At 54.1% G+C, this 22,696-nt stretch carries 20 protein-coding genes; 12 read left to right on the top strand and 8 right to left on the bottom strand.

All coding sequences use genetic code 11. The features are described from left to right. Positions 1–4: 4 nt before the first annotated feature. Both HUF19_RS14330 and crp read right to left on the bottom strand, forming a co-directional pair. Complete coding sequence (locus HUF19_RS14330; protein WP_260997254.1) at positions 5–1,552, bottom strand: DUF3369 domain-containing protein; 1,548 nt, start codon at positions 1,550–1,552, stop codon at positions 5–7. A 92-nt stretch (positions 1,553–1,644) separates the two neighbouring features. Next, positions 1,645–2,283, bottom strand: coding sequence for a cAMP-activated global transcriptional regulator CRP (gene crp, locus HUF19_RS14325; RefSeq protein ID WP_260997253.1), 639 nt, complete (start codon positions 2,281–2,283; stop codon positions 1,645–1,647). Positions 2,284–2,466: 183 nt separating this feature from the next. On the opposite strand from crp, the gene HUF19_RS14320 reads away from it, so the two are divergent. From HUF19_RS14320 to HUF19_RS14310, 3 genes are read left to right on the top strand one after another with little or no spacing between them, the layout of a single operon-like run. Further along, on the top strand, positions 2,467–2,889 hold the full coding sequence (locus tag HUF19_RS14320) for an OsmC family protein (protein ID WP_145466358.1): 423 nt from the start codon (positions 2,467–2,469) through the stop codon (positions 2,887–2,889). 35 nt (positions 2,890–2,924) lie between these two features. Further along, positions 2,925–3,716 carry an adenosylmethionine decarboxylase gene (speD, locus tag HUF19_RS14315; protein WP_145466357.1) on the top strand — a complete coding sequence of 264 codons (792 nt, stop codon included), beginning with the start codon at positions 2,925–2,927 and terminating at the stop codon, positions 3,714–3,716. 10 nt (positions 3,717–3,726) lie between these two features. After that, complete coding sequence (locus HUF19_RS14310) at positions 3,727–4,893, top strand: MFS transporter (protein WP_260997252.1); 1,167 nt, start codon at positions 3,727–3,729, stop codon at positions 4,891–4,893. 16 nt (positions 4,894–4,909) lie between these two features. Here the strand turns inward: HUF19_RS14310 and HUF19_RS14305 are convergent, their stop codons facing one another. The 4 genes from HUF19_RS14305 to HUF19_RS14290 form a co-directional block, all read right to left on the bottom strand. Next, the gene (locus HUF19_RS14305; RefSeq protein ID WP_260997251.1) at positions 4,910–5,044 is read right to left on the bottom strand and encodes a hypothetical protein; all 135 of its coding nucleotides are present in this window, start codon (positions 5,042–5,044) and stop codon (positions 4,910–4,912) included. 189 nt (positions 5,045–5,233) lie between these two features. Beyond that, on the bottom strand, positions 5,234–7,327 hold the full coding sequence (locus HUF19_RS14300) for a TonB-dependent receptor plug domain-containing protein (protein ID WP_260997250.1): 2,094 nt from the start codon (positions 7,325–7,327) through the stop codon (positions 5,234–5,236). 22 nt (positions 7,328–7,349) lie between these two features. Next, positions 7,350–8,351 (bottom strand): class I SAM-dependent methyltransferase, encoded by a 1,002-nt coding sequence (locus tag HUF19_RS14295; protein ID WP_260997249.1) that lies wholly within the window; start codon positions 8,349–8,351, stop codon positions 7,350–7,352. Beyond that, positions 8,348–9,274, bottom strand: coding sequence for a MerR family transcriptional regulator (locus HUF19_RS14290; protein ID WP_260997248.1), 927 nt, complete (start codon positions 9,272–9,274; stop codon positions 8,348–8,350). Before HUF19_RS14290 ends, HUF19_RS14295 begins: the two co-directional genes overlap by 4 nt. A 210-nt stretch (positions 9,275–9,484) precedes the next feature. Here HUF19_RS14290 and HUF19_RS14285 point away from each other — a divergent pair, with 210 nt between their 5' ends. After that, the gene (locus tag HUF19_RS14285) at positions 9,485–9,949 is read left to right on the top strand and encodes a PAS domain-containing protein (RefSeq protein WP_260997247.1); all 465 of its coding nucleotides are present in this window, start codon (positions 9,485–9,487) and stop codon (positions 9,947–9,949) included. A gap of 89 nt (positions 9,950–10,038) precedes the next feature. Here HUF19_RS14285 and ppa read toward each other — a convergent pair whose 3' ends face one another. Continuing rightward, on the bottom strand, positions 10,039–10,563 hold the full coding sequence (gene ppa / locus HUF19_RS14280; protein WP_260997246.1) for an inorganic diphosphatase: 525 nt from the start codon (positions 10,561–10,563) through the stop codon (positions 10,039–10,041). A gap of 321 nt (positions 10,564–10,884) precedes the next feature. Here ppa and HUF19_RS14275 point away from each other — a divergent pair, with 321 nt between their 5' ends. The 3 genes from HUF19_RS14275 to HUF19_RS14265 are packed head-to-tail and all read left to right on the top strand — an operon-like array spanning position 10,885 to position 15,901. After that, entirely contained in the window at positions 10,885–13,101 is a 2,217-nt protein-coding gene (locus HUF19_RS14275; RefSeq protein ID WP_260997245.1) for a TonB-dependent receptor plug domain-containing protein, read from the top strand. A 56-nt stretch (positions 13,102–13,157) separates the two neighbouring features. Beyond that, positions 13,158–14,018 carry a hypothetical protein gene (locus HUF19_RS14270; RefSeq protein ID WP_260997244.1) on the top strand — a complete coding sequence of 287 codons (861 nt, stop codon included), beginning with the start codon at positions 13,158–13,160 and terminating at the stop codon, positions 14,016–14,018. Next, positions 14,018–15,901: an ATP-binding response regulator gene (locus tag HUF19_RS14265; protein ID WP_260997243.1), complete on the top strand. Its 1,884-nt coding sequence runs from the start codon at positions 14,018–14,020 to the stop codon at positions 15,899–15,901. Before HUF19_RS14270 ends, HUF19_RS14265 begins: the two co-directional genes overlap by 1 nt. Before the next feature lie 64 nt (positions 15,902–15,965). Here HUF19_RS14265 and HUF19_RS14260 read toward each other — a convergent pair whose 3' ends face one another. Beyond that, positions 15,966–16,934, bottom strand: a complete 969-nt coding sequence (locus HUF19_RS14260) for a class 1 fructose-bisphosphatase (protein ID WP_260997242.1) — start codon at positions 16,932–16,934, stop codon at positions 15,966–15,968. 230 nt (positions 16,935–17,164) lie between these two features. Here HUF19_RS14260 and mpl point away from each other — a divergent pair, with 230 nt between their 5' ends. From mpl to HUF19_RS14235, 5 genes are all read left to right on the top strand, one after another. Continuing rightward, complete coding sequence (gene mpl, locus HUF19_RS14255; protein ID WP_260997241.1) at positions 17,165–18,577, top strand: UDP-N-acetylmuramate:L-alanyl-gamma-D-glutamyl-meso-diaminopimelate ligase; 1,413 nt, start codon at positions 17,165–17,167, stop codon at positions 18,575–18,577. Next, positions 18,574–19,191: a flavin prenyltransferase UbiX gene (locus HUF19_RS14250; protein ID WP_260997240.1), complete on the top strand. Its 618-nt coding sequence runs from the start codon at positions 18,574–18,576 to the stop codon at positions 19,189–19,191. The genes mpl and HUF19_RS14250 overlap by 4 nt, the downstream gene beginning before the upstream one ends. A gap of 78 nt (positions 19,192–19,269) precedes the next feature. After that, positions 19,270–19,647 carry a PA3694 family proteiin gene (locus HUF19_RS14245; protein WP_260997239.1) on the top strand — a complete coding sequence of 126 codons (378 nt, stop codon included), beginning with the start codon at positions 19,270–19,272 and terminating at the stop codon, positions 19,645–19,647. A 31-nt stretch (positions 19,648–19,678) separates the two neighbouring features. Continuing rightward, the gene (locus HUF19_RS14240; protein WP_260997238.1) at positions 19,679–22,207 is read left to right on the top strand and encodes a thrombospondin type 3 repeat-containing protein; all 2,529 of its coding nucleotides are present in this window, start codon (positions 19,679–19,681) and stop codon (positions 22,205–22,207) included. A gap of 242 nt (positions 22,208–22,449) precedes the next feature. Further along, a complete protein-coding gene (locus HUF19_RS14235; RefSeq protein ID WP_260997237.1) occupies positions 22,450–22,695 on the top strand; it encodes a DUF2175 domain-containing protein in 246 nt (81 codons plus the stop codon). Position 22,696 lies beyond the last annotated feature (1 nt).

The following is a 22,696-nucleotide window of genomic DNA, read 5'->3' as shown; positions in this document are numbered from 1 at the left end:
GACATTAATCCGGATGGTTAGCGCGAATTTCCAGAACTTCATCAAGATTGGCCAGCAGCAGCTCAACCAGTTTCGGGTCAAACTGATGCCCTGATTCTTTTGTTATAAGATCGATTATATCTTTATCGTCCCAGGGCTCTTTGTAGCAACGTTTGCTGCCAAGGGCGTCAAATACGTCGGCCAGCGCGGTAATGCGTCCGGCAATATGAATCTGCTCGCCTTTTAAACCGCGCGGGTAGCCGGTACCGTCCCAGCGCTCATGGTGCTGACCAGCAATAATAGCGGCAAGCTGCAGAATGCGGCGGTCGGATTTGCTGAGAATATCAGCGCCGATCTGGGCATGGGTCTGCATGGTGTTCCATTCCGCGGCATCGTGTTTTCCGGGTTTATTCAGAATACTGTCGGGGATGGCAATTTTGCCGACATCGTGCAGTGGTGCCGCCATCTTGATCAGTTCTGCTTCCTGCTCCGGCAGGCCATAAGCAACGGCCAGCAAACGTGAAATCTGAGCAACGCGTTTAACGTGGGCGCCGGTTTCTTTTGAACGTTTCTCAACCGCCTCGCCCAGCATGTATACCAGCTCGCGCTGGGTCTCGATAATTTCGTCGCGCATTAACAGGTTTTCGTAAGTGATGGCGACATTGGTGGCGTAAATTTCCAGCAGCTGTTTATCCAGCTCTGAAGGCTCACGATGATAGGTCACATACAGCAGGCTTTCGCTGCCACGTTCGGAAGCAAAGTAGCCAATATAGTAGTTTTCGTAATACTGGCTTTCACGGCTGTTCATGGCTTTTTCAAAGCCTTCGCGCACATGCTCGGGAATGCTGTCGAAGGATTCCAGATCGGTCAGCTTCTGCATTTCTCCGGTGGCGGCGAGTACGCGGAAGCGGCGCACACCGAGCAGCTGATCCTGATGGTTGCTGCTGGAACAGTACAGGGCGCTTTGTTCCAGACCAAGCAGGTTGGTGACCTGAGATAAAACCGCCGATGCAAACTGGCTGATAGCGCCGGTGCTGAATACCTGAGCGGAGGCTTTGATAACCCGCTCCAGACCGCGGCGGTGTTCATTCAGTGTGCAGATATCACGATAGCTGCGCAGGGTGGCGTACATCAGGGTATTGAGCTTGGTGGTGGTCAGCTCGGTTTTGTCTTTGTAGTCATTGATGTCGTAGGTGCGGATAACTTCGTGTTCCGGAGCCTGACCCGGTTGTCCGGTACGCAGCACAATACGGGTGTAGCGGTTACGCAATTCTTCGCGGATGTAGCGGGCAACGTTAAGACCCGCGTGGTCTTCTTCCATCACCACATCAAGCAGAACCATGGCGATATCATCGTTTTCGGACATGATCTGGCGGGTTTCTTCACCGCTGTAGGCGCTGAGCAGTTCTACCCGACGGCCATCAAACTGAAAGCCGGACAGAACCATGCGGGTAATACGGTGAACGTCCGGTTCATCATCGGCCACCAGTACGCGCCAGGTTTGTTCCGGAGTGCTGACGGTGCTGTCCTCGCTGAAGAGGTCGTCGTCGGCAAAAAGGGAATCGTCGGCCATAACCGGCTCCGTAACATGAGTATTCAACTGAGTTTAGAACAGGGTGGCAGGATTCGCTGCTGTGGGTGGTTTTTTCTTTATCCGCTGGTCAATCAGCGGGTGCCGAACACCACCATGGTTTTACCTTTAACGGAAACCAGTCCCTGCTCTTCAAGATCTTTAAGAACCCGGCCAACCATTTCACGCGAGCAGCCAACAATGCGGCCGATTTCCTGACGGGTGATTTTAATCTGCATGCCATCCGGATGAGTCATGGCGTCCGGTTGTTTGCACAGGTCGAGTAATGTGCCTGCTACCCGGCCGGTAACGTCGAGGAAGGCCAGATCGCCGGCTTTGCGCGTTGTGCGGCTGAGGCGATTGGCCATCTGACGGAAAATATGGAACATCAGTTGTGGGTCCTGTTTGACCAGCTCCTGAAATTTGGCGTAACTGATCTCAGCGACTTCACACTCGGTCTTGGCTTTTACCCAGGCGGTGCGGGGGGGTTGCTGATCGTCAAACAGGCCCATCTCGCCAAAAAAGTCGCCTTCGTTCAGGTAGGCCATGATCATTTCGCGACCGTCACTATCTTCAATAATGACGGTGACAGAGCCTTTCATCAGGTAAAACAGCGTATCGCTCTCTTCCCCGGCATAAATCAGTGTCGAACGGGCAGGGTAACGCCTCTTGTGACAATGCGACAGGAAGTCGAGGAGATGTTGATGTTTTGATTGCGCGTGGGGCAGGCTCATGCTTGGCATCCGATTCCGGGTAATCGACCTCCGATTATCACTCATTAGCCGCCGAAGGTGAACTGTTATACCGCAACAGGATCTTTGGCTGTCTATCCGGCTTTTTTGGCCACTTACGATTTATCCCCGCCCCCCGGGTATGGTAATCTCCGCGTTTTTTCCAGTCAGACCTCAGGGGCCAGAATGAAAGCAACGGTTAAATGGGTTGATAACGCCATGTTTCTCGGTGAATCCGGCAGCGGTCATGCCGTTGTAATGGATGGTCCTGCCGATCATGGTGGCCGCAACATGGGTATCCGCCCGATGGAAATGTTGCTGCTGGGACTGGGTGGCTGTACCAGCTTTGATGTGATGAGCATTCTGACCAAGCAGCGTCTGGCGGTCAGTGATTGTGTGGCGGAAATTGAAGCCGAACGCGCTGATGCTGTGCCCAGTGTGTTCACTAAAATTCATGTGCATTTCAAAGTGACCGGCCGCGCTCTTAAAGAGTCGGCGGTAGAGCGGGCAGTGAAGCTGTCTGCAGAAAAGTATTGCTCGGCTTCCATTATGCTGGAGCAGGGTGGTGTGGAAATTACTCACAGTTTCGCTGTGATTGAATCTGAGTAAAAAAACCGTTCGCGCGGTAGTGTGAGGATGAACTATTGAACAATAAATTGCGGTTGCATGGTTTCAACAATCTGACCAAATCCCTGAGCTTTAATATTTACGATATCTGTTACACCAAAACAGAAAAAGAGCGTCAGGAATATATTGAGTACATCGATGAGTTGTACAGTGCAGATCGTCTGACGAAAATTCTGACAGACGTTGTTGATATCATCGGCGCGAATATCCTTAACATCGCGCGTCAGGATTATGATCCGCAGGGCGCCAGTGTGACCATTCTGGTAGCCGAACATGAAGTACCGCCCAGCGAAGACCTGATGCAGGAAAAACCGGGTCCGCTGCGTGATACTGTCGTCGCTCATCTGGATAAGAGTCATGTAACGGTACACACTTATCCGGAAAGCCATCCGCATGGTGGTATCTCGACTTTCCGTGCCGATATCGACGTTTCTACCTGTGGTCTGATTTCACCGCTGAAAGCGCTGAATTATCTGATTCACAGCTTTGATTCTGACATCGTGACCGTCGACTACCGTGTGCGTGGCTTTACCCGTGATGTTGATGGTGTGAAGCATTATATCGACCACAACATTAACTCTATCCAGAAGTATCTGACCGAAGATACCCGTAACGCCTATCAGATGATTGACGTGAACGTATATCAGGAAAATACCTTCCACACCAAAATGCTGCTGAAGGATTTTGAACTGGATAATTATCTGTTTGGCGAAGGTGTAAAAACCATGGACGCCGACGAGCGCGCCGAGGTGGAAGCCAAGCTGCGCAAAGAAATGCTGGAAATTTTCTACTCCCGCAATATGCCCTAAGGAGGTCGCTGTGCCGGCTTTAATCTGGGGATTGATGCTGGCACAGGCGCTGGCACTGAGTGCCGCCCCGCTGATGGTCTTTGCCGGTGGCATCATCGGCAGTCAGCTACACCCCGACCCGCGTTTTTCCACACTGCCGGTAGCCGCCATGATTATTGGTACGGCTCTGGCCGTGCTGCCCGCGTCACAGCTGGCTGGCCGCTTTGGCCGCCGCCCTCTGTTTTTAACTGCGATGTTGTTTGGTGCTGTCGCGGCTGTTGCTGCGGCCTGGGCGGTGCATGCTCAGTCGTTCTGGGCATTTACCTTCAGTGCTCTCAGCTTCGGGGCGGTTGGCGCTGTCGTACAGCAATTCCGTTTTGTGGCGATGGCAGCAGTACCTGCGGCACAGACACCGCTGGTCGCTGCGCGCCTGCTGTTGGCGGGTATAGCTTCTGCATTTCTCGGCCCTGAGCTTACCCGGCTGGCAACGTGGTTACCTGGATGGGGCTTTGCGGCGTCCTTCTCCGGTCTGGCAGTCTTTTTTGTACTGGCCGGCGTGGTGCTCTGGTGCTTTATGCCGCGCCAGCAGGCAGAAAGCTGTCAGCAACATGACGATGCCCGTCCGTTGCAGGCGTTGCTGCAGCAGCCACTGTTATGGCTGGCAATGCTGTCGGCGGCCTGCGCTTACGGCGTTATGGCTTACATTATGACGGCAACGCCACTGAGTATGACGCAGGGAATGGGCTATGCCCTGAGCGATGCCAAGTGGGTTATTCAGAGTCATATTGCGGCGATGTTTCTGCCGTCGCTGATCTCCGGCCACCTGATCCGCTGGGCAGGTCACTGGTGGATGATTATGACCGGGCTGATGGTGATGGTGGTGTGTCTGCTGGTTGCCTGGTTTGATCAGACCTTACTGCATTACTGGCTGGGACTGGTGTTGCTGGGGCTTGGCTGGAACCTGCTGTTTGTTGCCGGCACCTCGTTGCTGAGTCAGTGTTACCGGCCAGCGGAAGCCACACGGGTACAGGGCATTAATGATCTGGCGGTGTTTGGTGCTCAGGCGGTGGGGGCTCTGGCGTCGGGAGCGGTGGTGCTGCTGATCGGCTGGCAGGGGTTATTGCTGACCACGGTGCCGGCCTTGCTGCTGTTGCTGGTGGTGCTGTTACGGATGCCGCGGACGTCCTTGTCCGCATAGCCAGAAGCTGTTCTGGTCAGTGTCTGCGCTGATGACGTTCTGCCGGATCGATGGCAATTTCCTGTGGGATGGGTGAGCGTCCAATCCGCTGCAGGCAGGCGTACAGTGAACCGGCAAGCAGTAAACCGGCGAGCAGGCTGTATGTGATCATGGCGGTGTCCTCGTGGTGATGGCGTGTGAATAGGTTCGTCGCGAGACAATAGCTTCAGCCTAGTCCTGTGCCACGGATACTGAGCGCCGGATGTTTGCCGGTCGCCGCTCCGTCATCACGTGTTCTTTCTAATACTTTGTTTTCAATAATAAATTTTTTTTGTAACCGGCAAGGCTTCAGCGTGCCGGGTCAGAATTGTCCCTGAATGGTCAGGTACCACAAAGGCTCCAGATCCTGATACTGACGGATACCATCCTGGCGCACAAAAGGGCTGGCGCCCGGAGTAAGGTTCAGGGTTGCAAGTCCGCGCCAACGCCGGTTCCACTGATACTCGGTGTAGATATCGAGATTCTGTGCGGCGCTGGTGCTCTGCGAGGTATAACCATCGGTACTGAGCGGTGCTGGCAGTATCTGCTTACTGCCGCCCTGTACGCGCCAGCAGATACCGTGCCGCCAGGTGTCGTTGATACGTTGTTGCAGGCCGATACGGGCCATGTAATCAGGCTGATTGGGCAGGCGGTGGCGATAGGGCAGTTCGGTGCTGGCCTGTACGTCAGAGCGGTATACGCCTGCGCCCAGTTCGAGACTGAAGCGGCGGTCATCCAGCGGCAGTTCTATATCCAGTTCTGCCCCTCTGAGAATGGCATTACCACTGCTGTTTTGCGGTTGTAATACATTCAGTTCGGTAATGCCGTCAGTATCTTTTTCACGGCGGCTTGTTTGCAGAATGGCCTGATTGATAATGCGCTGGAAGGCACGCAGGTAAAGTCCGCTGTGCCGGTCGGCGCGGCTGCTGCTGCTGGCGCGGAAGTTATGTTCGTAGCCGATATCAATATTGCTTACCAGTTCAGCTTCCAGTTCACCGTTGCCCCGCCAGATGGTATTGCCCTCACGGAACTCATGGGGAATGCGATCGGTAATTTCCGGTTCGCGGGTGTTCTGACTCATGCTCAGTCGCACACGGCGTTTGCTGTCGAGGTGGTGCAGTAAATGAAAGCTGGGCAGCCAGTGGGTGTCGGTGGAAATACCGGAGTCGCCTTCAGCAACATAGGAATCCTGGCTGAGTTCGTAGGTACTCATATGCACGCCAGCCTCAAACAACGTGTTTGGGGTGAGCTGCCAGCGGTCGAGAACAAAGGCACTGAGGCGGTTTTCTTTATAGTCAAAGTTGTAAGGCAGACCGCTGCGGTCGCTGTTGCTGGTCAGGATGGCATTGCTGAGACTGTTATTAATCCGTTTCATCTGTTGCATGCTGAGGCCAATGCTCCAGCGGTGTTCGTTCAGTGTTTCGTTGAGCTGCCAGCCGAGGCGGTAGCGGCTGTCGTCGATCTGATTGGTTTGGGTCGTGGTCAATGGCTGGTCATGGCTCAGGCGGATGTCCTGATCGAACTGCTCGGCAACAAAAAAAGCATCAAGAGACAGATGTTGCCAGTTAAGGCGCAGGTTACCGCCTGAACGCAGGGTAACACGCTCACTGTCACGTTCCGTTCTGCTGTCTGTTAATTGTGGCGTTTGCTGACTGCTTGGGCTGTTCAGCGGATGCAGTCCCTGCAGCTGATCATCGTTATCGGCCTGCAGATACAGTGCGTACAGATGCAGGGGGTGGCGGTTATTAAGCAGAGTATCGAAGCTCAGCAGCAGACTGCGGCTCAGTTCGCGCTTATGCTCGCGCCAGTCGCCGCTATCATCGGCAGTGCGGCTGAATCCGCTGCTGTCCTGACGGGCAAGCCGGCGTTCGGCACTGAGACGTAACGGTGATTCTCCGCTGAGCAGTTGTGCCGATGCAGCCAGCTGTGCATTCAGTGCACCACCACCGCCGCTGAGCTGGAGGCGGTTATCACCATAGGCGTTGTGCAATACGACATTGATGGTGCCGGCTGCACCACCGCCGGCGTCCAGGTCTGCACGGGAGTTGCGGTCAATTTCGATATGGTGAATGAGGCTGGCCGGTATCTGGCGGGTATTCAGACTGCTGTTGCCGGCTCCGCCAAGCAGCGGATGGCCATTAATCAGCAGCGTCAGGTACTGCGATGACAGCCCGTGCAGCTGAATTTCCAGTTCGCCATCTGGCTGCCAGCCCAGACTGACCCCGGGCAGACGCTGCAGCAGATCGAACAGGGTTTGTGGTGCGTAGTAGCGGAAATCCTCGGCCAGATAGACTTCCTGTGGATAGGCAACGCTGTTCAGTGGTTGTGGCAGTGCCTGAATATCAAGACTGCCCAGCAGGCTGCTGATCAGCAACAGCGTTTTCAGGCGCCGGTTTATCGTGCACTTTCCCTGCATTCTGCGCCCTCCCGGTGTCAGCCTAGCCGTTCTGTACGCAGAGCAATTTAAAGCCTTTATCCTGCACCATAATTTCAACCTGGCGGAATTGCTCGGCCGCCCAGTCTTCGTAAGGCAGATGGCGGTTGGCTACTATCCACATCTGACCATCGCGGGTCAGATGCTGGCGGGCTTCGCTGAACAGCCGGCGGGCAAACTCGTAGTCGGTTTCTTTGCCCAGATGAAAGGGTGGGTTGCTGAACAGGTAATCGAACTTACCTTCAATATTACTCAGACCATCGCTGGCCAGAATAGTCGCCGGCAGATTCAGGCGCATGCTGTTCAGCTGGCTGCTGCGGATGGCAAAGGCATCAATATCGGCGAGGGTGATATCCAGTGCCGGTTCAGCAGCTTTCATGCTCAGGCCGATGACACCGGAGCCGCAACCAAGATCCAGCAGCTTACCGTGAGCCGGTGCAGGCACATGTTCAAGCAGCAGCGCGGTGCCGGTATCCAGTTTGCCGTGGCTGAACACACCGGGCAGGGTCATATAGGCCTGTTGCTGCCAGTTAAAAGACTGTGCCAGCTTCAGCCAGTTGAAGTCATTACCGCTTTTCAGCTGTAGTTGCCAGAGGCTGCAATGGCGGGCGGAATCGGTTTTTTCGCTGTTTTCGCTCAGTGCAGCGCAGGCTTTACCTATGCTTTTGCCGCCGGCATCGTTGGCGCCGACGACCCAGCATTCCTGCACCTGAGTGGCGACCAGCTGAATCAGCGCCAGCGCCTGTTGCTTGGCTTTTGGCCACAGCAGGATAACCTGCTTATCTGCTATATCCTGCGGTTGCGGAATGGCAAAACGTACCTGAGGTTCGCTCAGTGGCCGGTGTGCCTGGGCGGTCATCCAATCCCAGGTCAGAATCTGGGCGCCCGTCGTTTTCAGCAGTGTCTGCCAGCCGGCGGGTAAATCGGCTTCAGCCCCCAGAATCAGGGTGTTGGCGGTGATCAGGTCGGGGTGGCGTAACAGTAATTCGTATACAGCGGTGCTCATTCGGGCAGGCTCGTCAGTAAGTCGCGGACAGTCAGGGCTGCCTGGTGGATGTCGTCGTCAAGGGTAATCAGACCGTGGGCGAGCAGGGTGCTTTGCTGGTTGCTGTTATAGCCGGCAACAAAGAGCGGCAGTCCGCCTTCGCGCGCCAGACGCTGAAGCTGGCTGAGCTGCATGTCATTCTGGTCACTGCCGATATGCAGGACGACGGCCTGCCAGTTTCTGGCGGGTAGCAGTTCTGTCAGCTGTTCCGGGGTCAGCATGCCGCTGAACCAGACCGGATGCAGGCCGAGCTGCTTGAGCAATATGGCTGACTGTAACTGTTGGATATCGTCGTCCCAGGTACAGTTGGCCATCAGGATCAGCGGTGCTTCCTCTCCGCTCTGTTCGCTGTCTTCGCTCAGGCGTGCAGCCAGCCGCGCCTGAAGGATGGCGGAATAAAACCGCAATCTGGCCATGCCCAGAGTTTGCCGGCTGTTATCACGCAGGTGGTTGTACAGCGGGATAAAGAGGAAACGCATAGCGACATCAACCGGGAAGAACTGACTGACTTCCTGAAACAGAGCGGCTACCTGCTGATCGTCAAAAGTCTGTACGGACTTATGCAGACGCTCACGGTAATGCTGCCACTGTGATGGTCTGGATGGTGAGATACTGGTTGGTGCCTCAGGCAGCTCTTCGCCATTGTTGATCATGGCCTGAGCCTGAGAGATCGGGATGCCACGATTCAGCAGTGCAACCACCTGACGGACCAGGCGGATATCCTGTTCAGTATAGAGACGGTGGCCTTTGGCGGTGCGTTTCGGTGTAATCAGCCCATAACGCCGCTCCCAGGCCCGCAGGGTGATAGCATTGACGCCGGTTTCACTGGAGACAACCCGGATCGGGAAGTAGGCCATTTGTGGATCGCTTGCGGGGTTTGACATCGCCGGTGGTTCTCCGCTGGCTCTGGTGTTGCTGATCCCGGAGTGAAAAATACCGGGGTTTTACAGGTACCGAAGTATGGCTGTGCAAAGTTGTTCAGATTCTATAAGTAGTTATACACAAAGTAAAAAAGAGTGACGTTATAAATCGGGCATACTTGACCGCAGGCGGCCTGGAAATTACCTTGGGCGAACTAAATAGCGGAGGCAACCATGGTCAATGACCTGAACGACGAGCAAGGCCCTATCAGTCTGGAATTGTTGAAGAAGGCCGTTGATGCGTCTAACGACGGTATTGTGATTGCAGAGCAGGAAGGCGATGACAATATTCTGATTTATGTAAATAAAGCGTTTGAGCGCCTTACCGGCTACCGTGCGGATGAAATTCTTTATCAGGATTGCCGTTTTCTGCAGGCCGGTGACCGTGATCAGGAGGGGCTTACGGCTATCCGCAGCGCAATCAGTGATGGTAAAAGTTCGCGTGTTGTTCTGCGCAACTACCGCAAGGATGGCAGCCTGTTCTGGAACGAGCTGAGTATCTCTCCGGTTTATAACAGCGAAGATCAGCTGACCTATTACATCGGTATTCAGAAAGATGTAACGGCTCAGGTAGAGTTTGAAGAGCGTGCTCTTAAAGCGGAGCAGGCACTTGCTGAGCTGCGTGCCCAGGGCGATTGAGCCGTCAGTACTCAGTAAGACGCGAGCAAAAATATAAAAAAGGGAGCCTTGGCTCCCTTTTTTATGGCTGTGAATAAGTGCAGCAGCGCTTATTTGGCAGCTTCGGCGGCTTTAACGATCATGCCACGGGCTTCTTCAGCATTGCCCCAGCCCTGAACCTTAACCCACTTGCCTTTTTCCAGGTCTTTGTAGTTCTCGAAGAAGTGAGCGATCTGGTCGCGCAGCAGCTGCGGAACATCGTCGATATCGTTTACATCGTTGTAGATCTGGGTCAGCTTCTGGTGTGGAACAGCAACCAGCTTGGCGTCGCCACCGGCTTCGTCTTCCATGTTCAGTACGCCAACCGCACGGGCGCGGATAACAGAACCTGGCTGCACCGGGTAAGGAGTTACCACCAGTACGTCCAGTGGGTCGCCGTCATCGGCCAGAGTGTTCGGGATGTAACCGTAGTTGGCCGGATAAAACATAGGGGTGGCCATAAAACGGTCAACCAGCAGGCAGTCCATGTCTTTGTCGATTTCGTATTTGATCGGCGCGTGGTTGGCCGGAATTTCGATAACAACGTAGAAATCGTTAGGCAGGTCTTTACCAGCCGGAATGGAGTTGTAGCTCATAGGAGTTTCCCAGGGGTTAATGAACAGAATGCGCGGATTATATCGGCTGGGCCTTGCTCTGTCAGTCTGCCATAAGTATAAAGCGCGTCCGACGTTTACCGATGGGGCTCTGGCGCCTAAACTCCCTTACATCATCTGAACTGAGCCGGCGTTTGCGGATAGCGGCTCAGATACGCTGTCCGCAACCGGCCTGATCGCCGGCAGGACCTGCTGATGTATTGATTACCGGGGCTTCTGGTGTGTGGAATGACCAAATTTACCATGTTGAAAATTTCAAAAACTCTCAGTCTGTGTAGTGCTCTGCTGCTGTCGGGTGCGCTCATGGCGGACGAGTATGACGATTTTGAGCTGGATGCGCCTTTTGTCCTGGATGACGATATACCGGTGGTGCTGACCGCATCCCGCCTGAAACAGCCACGTGCCGAAGTTCCGGCCAGTGTGACGGTGATTGAGGCGGCACAGATTGCCGCCTGGGGTGTCCGTACTCTGCCGGAACTGATGCGCTTTGTGCCGGGCATGAGTATGGGCCATGGCGATGACGAGAATAACTCCTCCATTGCCTACCATGCTTCCAACCCCAATATCATGCGCCGTTTGCAGGTGCTGGTGGATGGTCGTTCGGTCTTCAAAGCGGGGATTGCTTCGGTGGTCTGGGATGATATTCCGGTGGCCATGGAGGATATTCTGCGTATTGAGGTCACCCGCGGACCAAATGCCGCTACTTATGGCGCTAATTCTTTCCTTGGTGTGATTAATATCGTTACCAAACATCCCGGCGATACACTGGGAACGCGAATCCGTTACCGCAACGGTAATAACGGCGTGGATGATGCATTCGTCAGTTACTCCGGAGAACATAACCAGAACAGCTACCGTATTTCCGCACAGATTCGTGCTGATGATGGCTTTGACGGCCGTGATGCCCGCAATGGTGATGATGAATATCGTGACAGCAAACGTCACGGTTTTGTTACGGCTTACTTCAGCCGCCCGGTCGACAATGCAACCCAGCTGAATGTTCAGGCGTCACTGAAGCAGGGGCACACCGATATCCGCAGAGAATCTTATGAGCTTGACGCTCCGGATCAGGAAACCCGCCAGGGGTATCTGTGGACCCGGTTGCGCAAAGAATTCAGCACCGATCACAGCTCTCACCTGCAGGCTTACTGGCAGTTCGATAACAGGCAGCAGCTGAGTTCGGCCTGTCTGCCGGTCGTGTCGCTTGACCCCGGATTGTTCGCTCTGTACCAGGAGAATCCGCAATGGGCGAATGCGGTCTACGGAATCTCGACACTGGTTGGCACGACCGAGGGTAACCAGCTGATTGGCGGGATTGCCACGGGTGTTGTTACGCCGGATCAGGTGGAGGCTGCGGTGCTGGCTTCCCGTGGTCTGGTTCTGGATATTACTCAGGAGCAGCTGGACAGCGCGGGAGCCATTTATCAGCGTGCTTTTAATGGCAGCGATTTCTCTCAGCTGCAGGACATGACCTGCGGTGATACCCGGCGGGAAATGCGCGAAGAACGCTACGATATTGAATGGCAGGACACGGTACAGTGGAGTGACACCTTCCGTACCGTTTCCGGCGTCAGTTTCCGCCGCGATCAGGTCGACTCTGAAACCTATTTCAACGGTAAGGTACATAACGATACCTATCGTTTATTTGCCAATGCGGAATGGCGGATGGCCTCATTTCTGTTACTGAATGCCGGCGGCATGTACGAAATAGAAGATACCAATGACAATGCATTTTCGCCGCGAATAGCCCTTAACTGGTTGCTGGCGCCACAGCACAGTATCCGACTGGTGTATTCCGAAGCGGTACGTTCACCTGACCTGCTGGAACAGGACCCGGAATATTCCGTTCGTGTAAGGAATCTGGAGGGTAATTACCTTAACCTGAGTGACAGCAGAATTTTCGTCAATCAGACCCCTGATTCACGCGATCTTGAGCATGAAAAAATTGCCAGCACAGAGTTAGGTTATTACGGAAAATTCTCCGATCTGAACCTTGAACTGGATGTAAAAGTCTATCAGGACAGGCTGACGCAATTAATTTCTGATCATATTGCGCTGAATTCTTTATCGGTTGAATCGGATACTAAGATGAATATCAATGGTGCGGAAATGCAGCTACAATGGCAGGCTGGCAGCCATGACTGGCTCTGGCTGACAGCCGCTTATATTGATGCGGATGTAACCCTTGGTGATACCTCCGAACTGACCGACAAACAGCGCCGTTCGCTGTCGGTGGTTGAGCTGCGTCAGACCGCGAAAGATAATCTGGTGGTAAGCTGGCATCATCAGGGGGAAAGCTGGAGCATTACAGCCTCACATTTCTGGCTGGATGCCTACAACGATTCCAATCGTTACCGGCGGTATGAAATTAATGCCAGAAAAAACTGGAAAATTCAGGGTTATAACCCCTGGGCTGGTTTTTTTGTGCAGCATCTGATCGACGATGACTCACTGGCTTATGCCGATCAGCGTTACTCAACCCGTGACTTGTATTACTTTCAGGTAGGGCTCGATTTTTAATGGATTTCTGTTGCAAGGATGCACACAACCTTTATCGCTGGCTCGCGGTATGTCTTTTGACGTACCTGCTGGCGTTTTCATTTCCTGCGCACAGTGAAAATCCCCGCGTTGTTTTTGCCGTTCATGAAAAACTTCCCTCTGTTGAACAGCTGGCAGAAAAAACAGCGGCATGCCTTGGAAGTGAGACCGAACTGCGACTGGTTGATCAGACATCCTCTCCGGCATGGAGTTCTTATAATGCCGTTGTGCTGGTTGGCCCGCAGGCCCTGAAGGGGTGGACTTTTGCCGAAAAAACACCGGCAGTGGCCGTCTTTGTCAGCCGTGATGCTGCTGCAGAACAGCTTCCGCGTCTGGCATCTGCACTGTATCTTGAACCGCCGCTGAAACGTCAGATCGCTCTGGCAAGAAAGATTATGGGGGAGGATCGCCCGCTGGGCGTTCTGGTGCAGGATAAAGCGCACTGGAAAAACGCTGGTTTATCTTCAGTGCCTTTACAGCCATCGCTTGTGACTCCGTATTTTGTTGATCAGTACGATAATCTTAACCGTGCCTTGCTGGATTTACTGAAAAGTAACCACGCGCTGATTGGTACCTATGATACCGAACTGTACAGCTCGACCAATATTAAAAATATCCTGATTACCGCTTACCGTCAGAATAAGCCATTAATAGGCCCTTCCAGTGCTTATATCAAAGCCGGTGCTCTGGCCACGACGTACAGTGATATTGATGACGTTTCCCGCCGCCTCTGTGAAGTTTTGCTTACCGGTATTAAAGAAAAAGTCTGGCCTGAAGCTGACTATAATCCCTACTTTAAGGTCCGCTATAATCAGCAGGTTGGTCGCTCCCTGAACCTGTTGCTGCCTGATGCTTCAGAGCTGGCAGAACAGCTGGCAAAAGAAGAAGGGGAGTACTGATGAATTTGCGGCAGTGGTCAATCCGGCGGAGAATTCTGCTGGTTGGTACGGTGCCGGCTCTGATTGCAGTCCTGCTGCTGACGACTTACCACATGGTTAACCGCTGGTCTGATATCCGTAAAGAGAATCAGAGCATTGCCCGTATTGTTCTGGAAAATATCGGCGTGTCAGCGGAATACCCTATTATTTCCGGTAACTACGAATTACTTTCTCCTCTTATTAAAGCTGCTTTATCTCAGCCTGCGATTGTTTCTATTCAGATACATGATGCGGCCGGTCGCGTGTTACTGAATGATCAGACTCAGCACTTTGCTGAGGTGCCTGCTAAAGATATCCGTTATCTGCGTTATGACATTATCCGTCAGGTACACAGTCTGGATGAATTTTCCGAATTTGGTGATGGTTCTACGCAGGCGTCGGTGCTGGGCTATATCCGTCTGGGAATGGCTGACACTTTCACCCGCGATCGTGAATTATCCATTCTGCGTCAGTCATTGCTCGTCGGGCTTGGCGTAGTATTGCTGGCTTTTTTTATTGGCCGTGCTGCATCTCTGTCGATTATTCCGTCGCTGGAAAAGCTGGCGCAGTTTATTGCCAGGCTGGCCAATGGTAATACCGGTGAACGCATCAGGGTAGATGATGGAGCGGAGATTGGTCACCTGCAGGTGAATGCTAATCAGCTGGCACAGTCGCTGCAACAGGCGGAAAAAGATCAGCAGAGCTATACCCGGCAGCTGATGAATGAACAGCAGAAAACCCAGCAGGCGAGCCGGGCGAAAAGTGAATTTCTGGCGATGATGAGCCACGAATTACGCACACCGTTAAATGGTGCTATTGGCATGCTGCAGTTGCTTGATCAGGATATCAGTCGGGCAGAGTTCAACGATTATAAACGTACGGCCGATCAGTCGCTGACACATCTGACGCAACTGCTGGAAGATGTTCTGGTTGTGGTTGATACCGAGAAAAATAAATTACCGGTTGTATTTAAAGAGCAGAAATTGCCCGATGTACTGAATAATCTGATTCAGGATTTCTCCCGCCGGGCACTGGATAAAGAATTATCGTTGGTGGTGGATTACGACACCGAGCTGCAGCGCCATGCCATTCGCTTTGATCCTTCACTGGTACGTCAGGTCGTACGCCACCTGGTCGATAATGCTATTAAATTTACCGATAGCGGTATGGTTGTGGTGCAGCTGCAGGTTATTAAACGAGAACATAATGACTGGCTCATTATTGATGTAACGGATACCGGTATTGGTATCCCGGAAAGCCATAAACAGCAGGTTCTGGAGGCTTTCGCTCAGGTGAATTCTTCCTTTAACCGCCGCCATGCAGGGGTTGGTCTGGGCTTAACCATTACCCACCATATCAGCCGGATTCTCGGTGGTTCTATAGAAATCAGTGATGGCATTAACGGTGGCACCCGGGTGCTCGTTGAATTTCCTCTCGGGTCGATGACGGAAAGTGAAATGGCCGCGCCTGTAATGGTGAGTCAGGGGGTGCGTACACTGATCGTGGAAGATAATCCGGTTAATTCCAAAGTGGCGGAAAAAATGCTGCTGAAAGTATGCCCGCAAATGCAGATCAATATTGTCAGCTCCGGAGAAGAGTCGCTGGAACGGGTTAAAGCCCAACAATTTGATCTGATTCTGATGGACTGCCAGATGCCCGGGCTGGATGGTTTTGAAACCACACGGCGCCTGCGTGAATCCGGTCTGACCACGCCGATTGTTGCCTGTACCGCCAATACTACGGATCAGATTCAGGATAAATGCCGGGCGGCGGGAATGGACGATTATCTGGCTAAACCGCTGAAGGTTTCTACGGTGGCCACGATGGTGGATAAATGGCTGCGGCGCGCAAGTCCGGAATGCTGATATCTTCTTTAAGGTATAAAAAAGCCCGCAATCGCGGGCTTTTTTGTTTTTATGCCGTTCAGATTCAGGCGTGGTAGCGAACCACGGTTTCCACTTCGTCGGCGGAACCCATCACCACGGAGACGCGCTGGTGAATGCTGGTTGGTTCAACTGCCGTAATATCTTCGAACGCTGTCGATGCTTTACCGCCGGCCTGTTCAACCAGCATGCTCATCGGATTGCCTTCGTACATCAGACGCAGCTTGCCGGGTTTTTGCGGCTCGCGGTTATCGTAGGGGTACATAAAGATTCCGCCACGGGTCAGGATGCGGTGAATCTCAGCAACCATCGAGGCGATCCAGCGCATATTGTAGCGCTTGCCCAGCGGGCCTTCTTCACCAGCCAGCAGGTCGGCAACATAGTTCTGCATCTGTGGCAGCCAGAAACGCTGGTTGGACATATTGATCGCAAATTCTTTTGTGGTCGCCGGAATGCGCACGTTCTCACGCTGCAGGAAGAACTCACCGACACGCGGGTCCAGGGTAAAGGTATGGGTGCCGTTCCCTGTCGTCAGTACCAGCAGGGTGGATGGGCCGTACAGAACATAGCCTGCAGCAACCTGTTGTTTACCGCTTTGCAGGTAAGTGGCTTCATGGGTCGCGTCATCGTTAGCGGATGCTTTCAGAATAGAGAAAATAGTACCGACGGTGACGTTCACATCGATATTGGATGAACCATCCAGCGGGTCGAACAGCACCAGCAGCTCACCGTCCGGGTTGCAGGCCACCGGGTCGGCTTCTTCTTCACTGGCCATGCCTTTAACTTCCGGCATGCCTTTCAGGCAGAACTTGATCAGATCATTGGAGATAACGTCGAGCTTCTTCTGACACTCACCCTGAACGTTTTCCTGTTCAGCGCTGCCGAGTACACCGGCCAGAGAGCCCATATGTAAACGGTAGGCGATATCTTTACAGGCCACCATCAGTCCGTCGATGACGGCTACCAGAGCCTGATCATCGCAGTGGTGGTCTAAAAAAGTCCGTAAGCGCTGCATCTTGTCTTCCCCAAAGGTCGGAATCTGTTCAAATTGCGGCGCATACTACCTTAATTACCAGCGGATTTCAGCGCTGCTGTCAGGAAAAGCCGGCCAGAGTTGGAGGAACTGCAGGTAAATCATGGCCACTGCCGGATGCTTTAGCGCAGAACAGCCCTTGGTGCTTGGGTACAGAGAGCGTTATCAGTACACTAGCTGCCTGACTGATTGATCTGGACACAACAGAAACTATGCGTCTGCACATTCTCGGTATTTGCGGCACCTTTATGGGCTCTCTGGCACAGCTGGCCAAACAGCTCGGACACGAGGTTTCCGGCAGTGATGCCGGCGTTTACCCGCCGATGAGCGATCAGCTCGAAGCCGCCGGTATTGTGCTGAGTGAAGGCTTTGATCCGGCCAATATTCCCGCCGATATCGATCTGGTGATTATCGGCAACGCCATGTCGCGCGGTAATCCCTCGGTTGAGTATGTGCTGGATCGCGGCTTGCCTTATATGTCCGGCCCGCAATGGTTAGGGCAGTATGTATTGCGCGGCCGCTGGGTCGCGGCGGTGTCCGGTACTCACGGCAAGACCACGACCAGCAGTATGCTGGCCTGGATTCTCGAATACGCCGGGATGAAACCGGGCTTCCTGATCGGCGGTGTGCCGCAGAATTTTTCGGTGTCAGCCCGCCTCGGCGAGTCACCGTTTTTTGTCATCGAAGCCGACGAATACGACACCGCGTTTTTCGATAAACGCTCCAAATTTGTTCATTACCAGCCGCGCACGCTGATTATGAACAACCTCGAATTTGACCACGCCGATATATTCCCGGATCTGGCCGCCATTGAGCGCCAGTTCCATCATCTGGTGCGTACCGTGCCGGCCAATGGCCAGATTGTGCTGCCTGCCGGTGAAGAAGCTCTGGAACGGGTGCTGGCGCAGGGCTGCTGGACGCCGGTAGTACGCTTCAGTGAGCAGGACGACGCCGACTGGCAATGGCGTCTGGATGCGGCGGATGCCTCGGTGTTCAGTCTGCGCAATATTGCTGCTGGGAGCGGAGAGAGCGGGGCCGGCGAGCAGGCGGCTCAGGTGCGCTGGAATCTCACCGGTTTACACAATGTCAGCAATGCCATCGCCGCCATGCTCGCCGCCCGTCATATGGGCGTTACACCGCCAATCGCTGCCGCTGCACTGAGTGAGTTCGCCTCGGTGAAGCGCCGTATGGAGCTGGTGGGCGAGACTGCCGGCATTCAGGTTTACGACGATTTTGCTCACCATCCGACGGCCATAACCACAACGCTCGAAGGCGCCCGTGCGCGTCTGCAGCAGGAGAATCCGCAGGGTCGCATTCTGGCGGTGCTGGAGCCACGTTCCAACACCATGAAACTGGGTGTGCATAAATCCGAGCTGGCTGCGTCGGTTGATGCGGCGGATCTGGCGTTCTGGTTTCAGCCGGACAACATTGACTGGTCACTGGCCGAGGTGGCTGCCGCCAGCCGCATTGCCGGCCAGAATTTTGCCGACCATCAGGCACTGATTGATGCGGTTGTCGCCACGGCCCGTCCCGGTGACCGTATTGTGGTGATGTCGAACGGCAGCTTCGCCGGTATGCCGCGTAAATTACTGGCCGTGCTGCAGCAGCGCGAGGGCAGGGTATGAGTTCACGTATTTGTGTCGCCATTACCGGAGCCTCCGGCAGCCTGTATGCGTTGCGGCTGATTGAGGTCTTGCTGGCTGCGGGTGGGCAGGTGGATGTGATTGTGTCAAAAGCCGCGCAGCTGGTATTCGCCACCGAAACGCCTCTGGCCCTGCCGGGCAATCCCGCTGCACAGGCCACTTTTTTACAGCAGTATTTTCAGGTGGACGATTCGCGGTTGCGGGTGTTTGGCCGCGAAGACTGGATGGCCCCCTGGGCTTCAGGCTCCGGCCAGCCTGGCCCGCTGGTGATCTGTCCGTGCTCCACCGGGACGTTGTCGGCCATTGCTACCGGTGCCAGTAATAACCTGATTGAACGTGCCGCCGATGTGGCGCTGAAGGAACGGCGCAAGCTGATTCTGGTGCCACGCGAGACGCCGTATTCAGAAATTCACCTGCAGAATATGCTGACCCTGACGCGCATGGGTGCGGTAATCCTGCCGGCCAGTCCGGGTTTTTATCATGAGCCACAGAGCATTCAGGATCTGATCGATTTTATTGTCGCGCGTATTCTTAATCAGCTGGGCATCGAACAACAGCTGATGCCGGCCTGGGGCAAGGATAATCTGCCCGGCTGATGGCATGATGGCGTCTGTGGGCACGGCGGCTGGTCGTGAAAAGTACATTGAATAAGCAAACATTGGGGAAACAGCAGTATGAATGAGCAACAACCAGCGGCACAGGATGTGGATTACACGAAATGGATTGGTCTGGGTTTTATCGCCGGTATCATTATTGCGGTGCTGGCTTTGGAATATTACGGTTACATCAAGCATCCGTCCGAGCAGGACAGTTCGGTGGTGGATGAATTCCGCTTACTGGCGATAACGCCGGAAAATGATCTGAAAATCTCCCCGAAAAATTCCGGCAAAACCGCCTTCTGCGTTGGCGGTTATCTGCTCCTGCGTCCGGATAACGGCAAAGAAGTGGCCGGCATTCTGGTGGATCAGAAAAACCGTGGTATTCATTGTCGCCACGATATGAGTATTCAGGCTGACAGCAGCACTGCAAACGACGGTGCGCAACAGCAGTAAAACAATAAAAACAATAATCAGCAGACACATTATGCATTCTCTTTTCTCACCTTCTTTCGTGCGGGCCTGCTCGTCTGTACAGGCCTGTGCCCGTCATATGCTGTACGCATCGTTCATTGCTGGCAGCGTGCTGGTCAGTCACAGCGCTCTGGCAGCACTGAATGATATTGATAATGACGGCATTGCCGATCATCTCGATACCGACCGCGATGGCGATGGCGTATCCAACTTCCTTGAACAGGCCGCCGGTACCAATCCTGACATTGCCGATCAGACCGATGTGGATAATGACGGTATCCCTGACGCCATTGATGATGATTGGGATAACGATGGCGTAGTGAACCGTAAGGATGACTTCCCGCTGGACGGCAGTGAATGGCTCGACACCGACCGCGATGGTGTTGGCGATAATGCCGACCGCGATATAGACAACGATGGCATCCGCAACGACCTCGAAGTGCAGCTGAATTACGATCCGCGCGACAATCGCTCAACTCCGGTTGACCGCGATGGTGATGGCTGGCCGGACCTGCTCGATACCGATATGGATAACGACGGTGTCGATAACGCCGACGATGCCTTTCCGCTGAATGCTGAAGAATGGGCCGATCTTGACGGCGATGGTATCGGTGATAACGCCGACCCCGATCTGGATAACGATGGTGTTAACAATGAGCTGGAATTACAGGCAGGCACCGATCCGCGTGACCGTGCTTCAGTACCGGCGGATCTCGACCGTGATGGCATTCCGGATGCGCTTGACGATGATATGGACGGCGATGGCGTTGCCAATGCGCAGGATCTGTACCCGCGTGATGCGCGCGAATCCGCCGACACCGATGGCGATGGTGTACCGGATAATCAGGACGTAGACGCCGATGGCGACGGCATTCCCAATGTGTTTGAGATGCACCTGGGCACCGATCCACTCGACGCTTCAAGCAAGCCGGCGGATGCCGATAATGACTCCATGCCGGATACCTTCGATACCGACCGCGACGGCGACGGCACCGAAAACCGTTTTGACGCCTTTCCCGATGATAAAAACGAATGGCGCGACACCGATGGCGATGGCATAGGCGATAACGCCGACCCGGATCGCGATAACGATGGTTTCAGTAATGATATTGAACAACAGGCCGGCAGCGACGATCTTGATCCGCTGAACAAACCCGCGGATATGGATCAGGACGGCATCGCCGATGTGGTGGATAACGATATCGACGGCGATGCCATTGCCAATGAGCTGGATGCTTTTCCGCTGGACCGCAGCGAGTGGGCTGACTTTGATGGCGACGGTATCGGCGATAACAGCGATACCGATCAGGATAACGACGGCATTGGCAACGAATACGAACGCACGCTGGGCTTTAACCCGCAGGATGCCGGCAGCGTGCCGCCGGATCTCGATGGTGACGGTATTCCTGATGCCCTCGACAGTGATCTTGACGGCGATACCCTTGGCAATGCAATCGACCGTTTTCCGGCAGATCCGCTGGAATGGAATGACCTCGACAATGACGGCATCGGCGATAACAGTGATCCGGACCGCGATGGCGACGGCATCCGCAACGACCATGAACTGCTGGCCGGCACCGATCCGGCGAATGCCGCCTCAGTCCCCGCCGATCTGGATGGCGATCGCCTGCCGGATGTGATCGATGACGATATCGACGGTGATGGCCATCGGAACGAGGCCGACGCCTTTCCGCGCAATCCGCGCGAGTGGGCCGATCTGGATGGTGATGGTACCGGCGACAACAGCGACCAGGATATCGACGGTGACGGCATCCGTAATGACTGGGAAGTGCAGTTAGGCTTTGATCCGCGTGATGCGCAAAGCAAACCGGCTGATCTGGACGATGATGGTATTCCGGATGTGCTCGACAGCGATATGGATGGCGATGACGTGGCTAACGCCGAGGATGCTTTCCCACGTGATGTCAGCGAGTGGGCCGATATGGACGGTGATGGTATCGGTGATAACAGCGACGACGATATCGACGGCGACGGTATCAGCAACGACTACGAAGTAGCGATGAATACCGACCCGCGTAATGCGCAAAGCACGCCGGCCGATCTTGACCGGGATGGCATTCCCGATGCACTGGATGACGACCGCGATGGTGATGGCCATCTTAACGATGCCGATGTTTTCCCGGATGATCGCCGTGAATGGGCGGATCTGGACGGTGATGGTATTGGTGATAACCGCGATCCGGACCGCGACGGTGATGGCTATGCCAACAGCGTCGAGCAGCAGGAAGGTACAGACGAATGGTCTGCAACCAGCTTCCCTGACCATGAGCCGCCGGTGCTTGACTATGTGCGCTGGTCTGCGGCGGAGCCGACGCTGGCGCAGGGCATGGTGTATGACGACGGCATGGGGCTGGCGCGCATCTGGCTGCAAAGCCCGGCCGGAGATATCTGCGAAGGTGAAGTTATTTACACCGGTCATTTCCGTGTGCCCTGCGCGCAGAAAAACAGCAGTGAGCGCTGGCAGCTGATGGCGGAAGATAAAGCGGGGAACAGCACGCGTTTTGCTATGCCGGCGGAATAAAACTTCCCGCATTACGCGGATTGGCTAACAGAAACGGCTGCTCAGGCAGCCGTTTTTGTTTCTCGCTGTTCACATTGGTCGCCGGTAATGCTTTTCCATAAAACATGTCAATTCTTATACATTGATGTAGTTAAGCAATTAAAGACAGTTTAGTCATAATGTTTGATCGTCAAAAAACTTATACAAAAGATGATTAATGTATAACTTTCAATAAAATAGAGCGCACTATCAAGGAAATTGTTATGTCGCTCAATTGTGTATTTTGCAGTAAGCCGGTATTCGGCCATAGCGGCCTCACGGTTCCGCTCAAAGGGCCGGCTCATCAGCAGTGTTTCCATGCTTATAACGTGCTGAAGCGCACTTTCCGCAAGCTGGATATTACCGAACTGAATGATGATGAATTACGTGATCTGAAGGATCTGGTGCTGGCAGAAGAAAATGATCGTCACCGCCAGAACGAGCCTGGCGGCGAAATCGAGTTGTTCTGAT

The organism is Thalassolituus hydrocarboniclasticus (assembly GCF_025345565.1).
GTDB lineage: Bacteria > Pseudomonadota > Gammaproteobacteria > Pseudomonadales > Oceanobacteraceae > Venatoribacter > Venatoribacter hydrocarboniclasticus.
Note: the sequence above shows the minus strand (reverse complement) of the source record. Positions and strands in the feature narration are given on the sequence as shown.

Bases quoted from the DNA above. Each gene is read 5' to 3' on its own strand.
- HUF19_RS14330 (WP_260997254.1), bottom strand. From the start codon at position 1,552: ATGGCCGACGATTCCCTTTTTGCCGACGACGACCTCTTCAGCGAGGAC.
- crp (WP_260997253.1), bottom strand. From the start codon at position 2,283: ATGAGCCTGCCCCACGCGCAATCAAAACATCAACATCTCCTCGACTTC.
- HUF19_RS14320 (WP_145466358.1), top strand. From the start codon at position 2,467: ATGAAAGCAACGGTTAAATGGGTTGATAACGCCATGTTTCTCGGTGAA.
- HUF19_RS14305 (WP_260997251.1), bottom strand. From the start codon at position 5,044: ATGATCACATACAGCCTGCTCGCCGGTTTACTGCTTGCCGGTTCACTG.
- HUF19_RS14300 (WP_260997250.1), bottom strand. From the start codon at position 7,327: ATGCAGGGAAAGTGCACGATAAACCGGCGCCTGAAAACGCTGTTGCTG.
- HUF19_RS14295 (WP_260997249.1), bottom strand. From the start codon at position 8,351: ATGAGCACCGCTGTATACGAATTACTGTTACGCCACCCCGACCTGATC.
- HUF19_RS14290 (WP_260997248.1), bottom strand. From the start codon at position 9,274: ATGTCAAACCCCGCAAGCGATCCACAAATGGCCTACTTCCCGATCCGG.
- HUF19_RS14285 (WP_260997247.1), top strand. From the start codon at position 9,485: ATGGTCAATGACCTGAACGACGAGCAAGGCCCTATCAGTCTGGAATTG.
- ppa (WP_260997246.1), bottom strand. From the start codon at position 10,563: ATGAGCTACAACTCCATTCCGGCTGGTAAAGACCTGCCTAACGATTTC.
- HUF19_RS14275 (WP_260997245.1), top strand. From the start codon at position 10,885: ATGGCGGACGAGTATGACGATTTTGAGCTGGATGCGCCTTTTGTCCTG.
- HUF19_RS14265 (WP_260997243.1), top strand. From the start codon at position 14,018: ATGAATTTGCGGCAGTGGTCAATCCGGCGGAGAATTCTGCTGGTTGGT.
- HUF19_RS14260 (WP_260997242.1), bottom strand. From the start codon at position 16,934: ATGCAGCGCTTACGGACTTTTTTAGACCACCACTGCGATGATCAGGCT.
- mpl (WP_260997241.1), top strand. From the start codon at position 17,165: ATGCGTCTGCACATTCTCGGTATTTGCGGCACCTTTATGGGCTCTCTG.
- HUF19_RS14250 (WP_260997240.1), top strand. From the start codon at position 18,574: ATGAGTTCACGTATTTGTGTCGCCATTACCGGAGCCTCCGGCAGCCTG.
- HUF19_RS14245 (WP_260997239.1), top strand. From the start codon at position 19,270: ATGAATGAGCAACAACCAGCGGCACAGGATGTGGATTACACGAAATGG.
- HUF19_RS14240 (WP_260997238.1), top strand. From the start codon at position 19,679: ATGCATTCTCTTTTCTCACCTTCTTTCGTGCGGGCCTGCTCGTCTGTA.
- HUF19_RS14235 (WP_260997237.1), top strand. From the start codon at position 22,450: ATGTCGCTCAATTGTGTATTTTGCAGTAAGCCGGTATTCGGCCATAGC.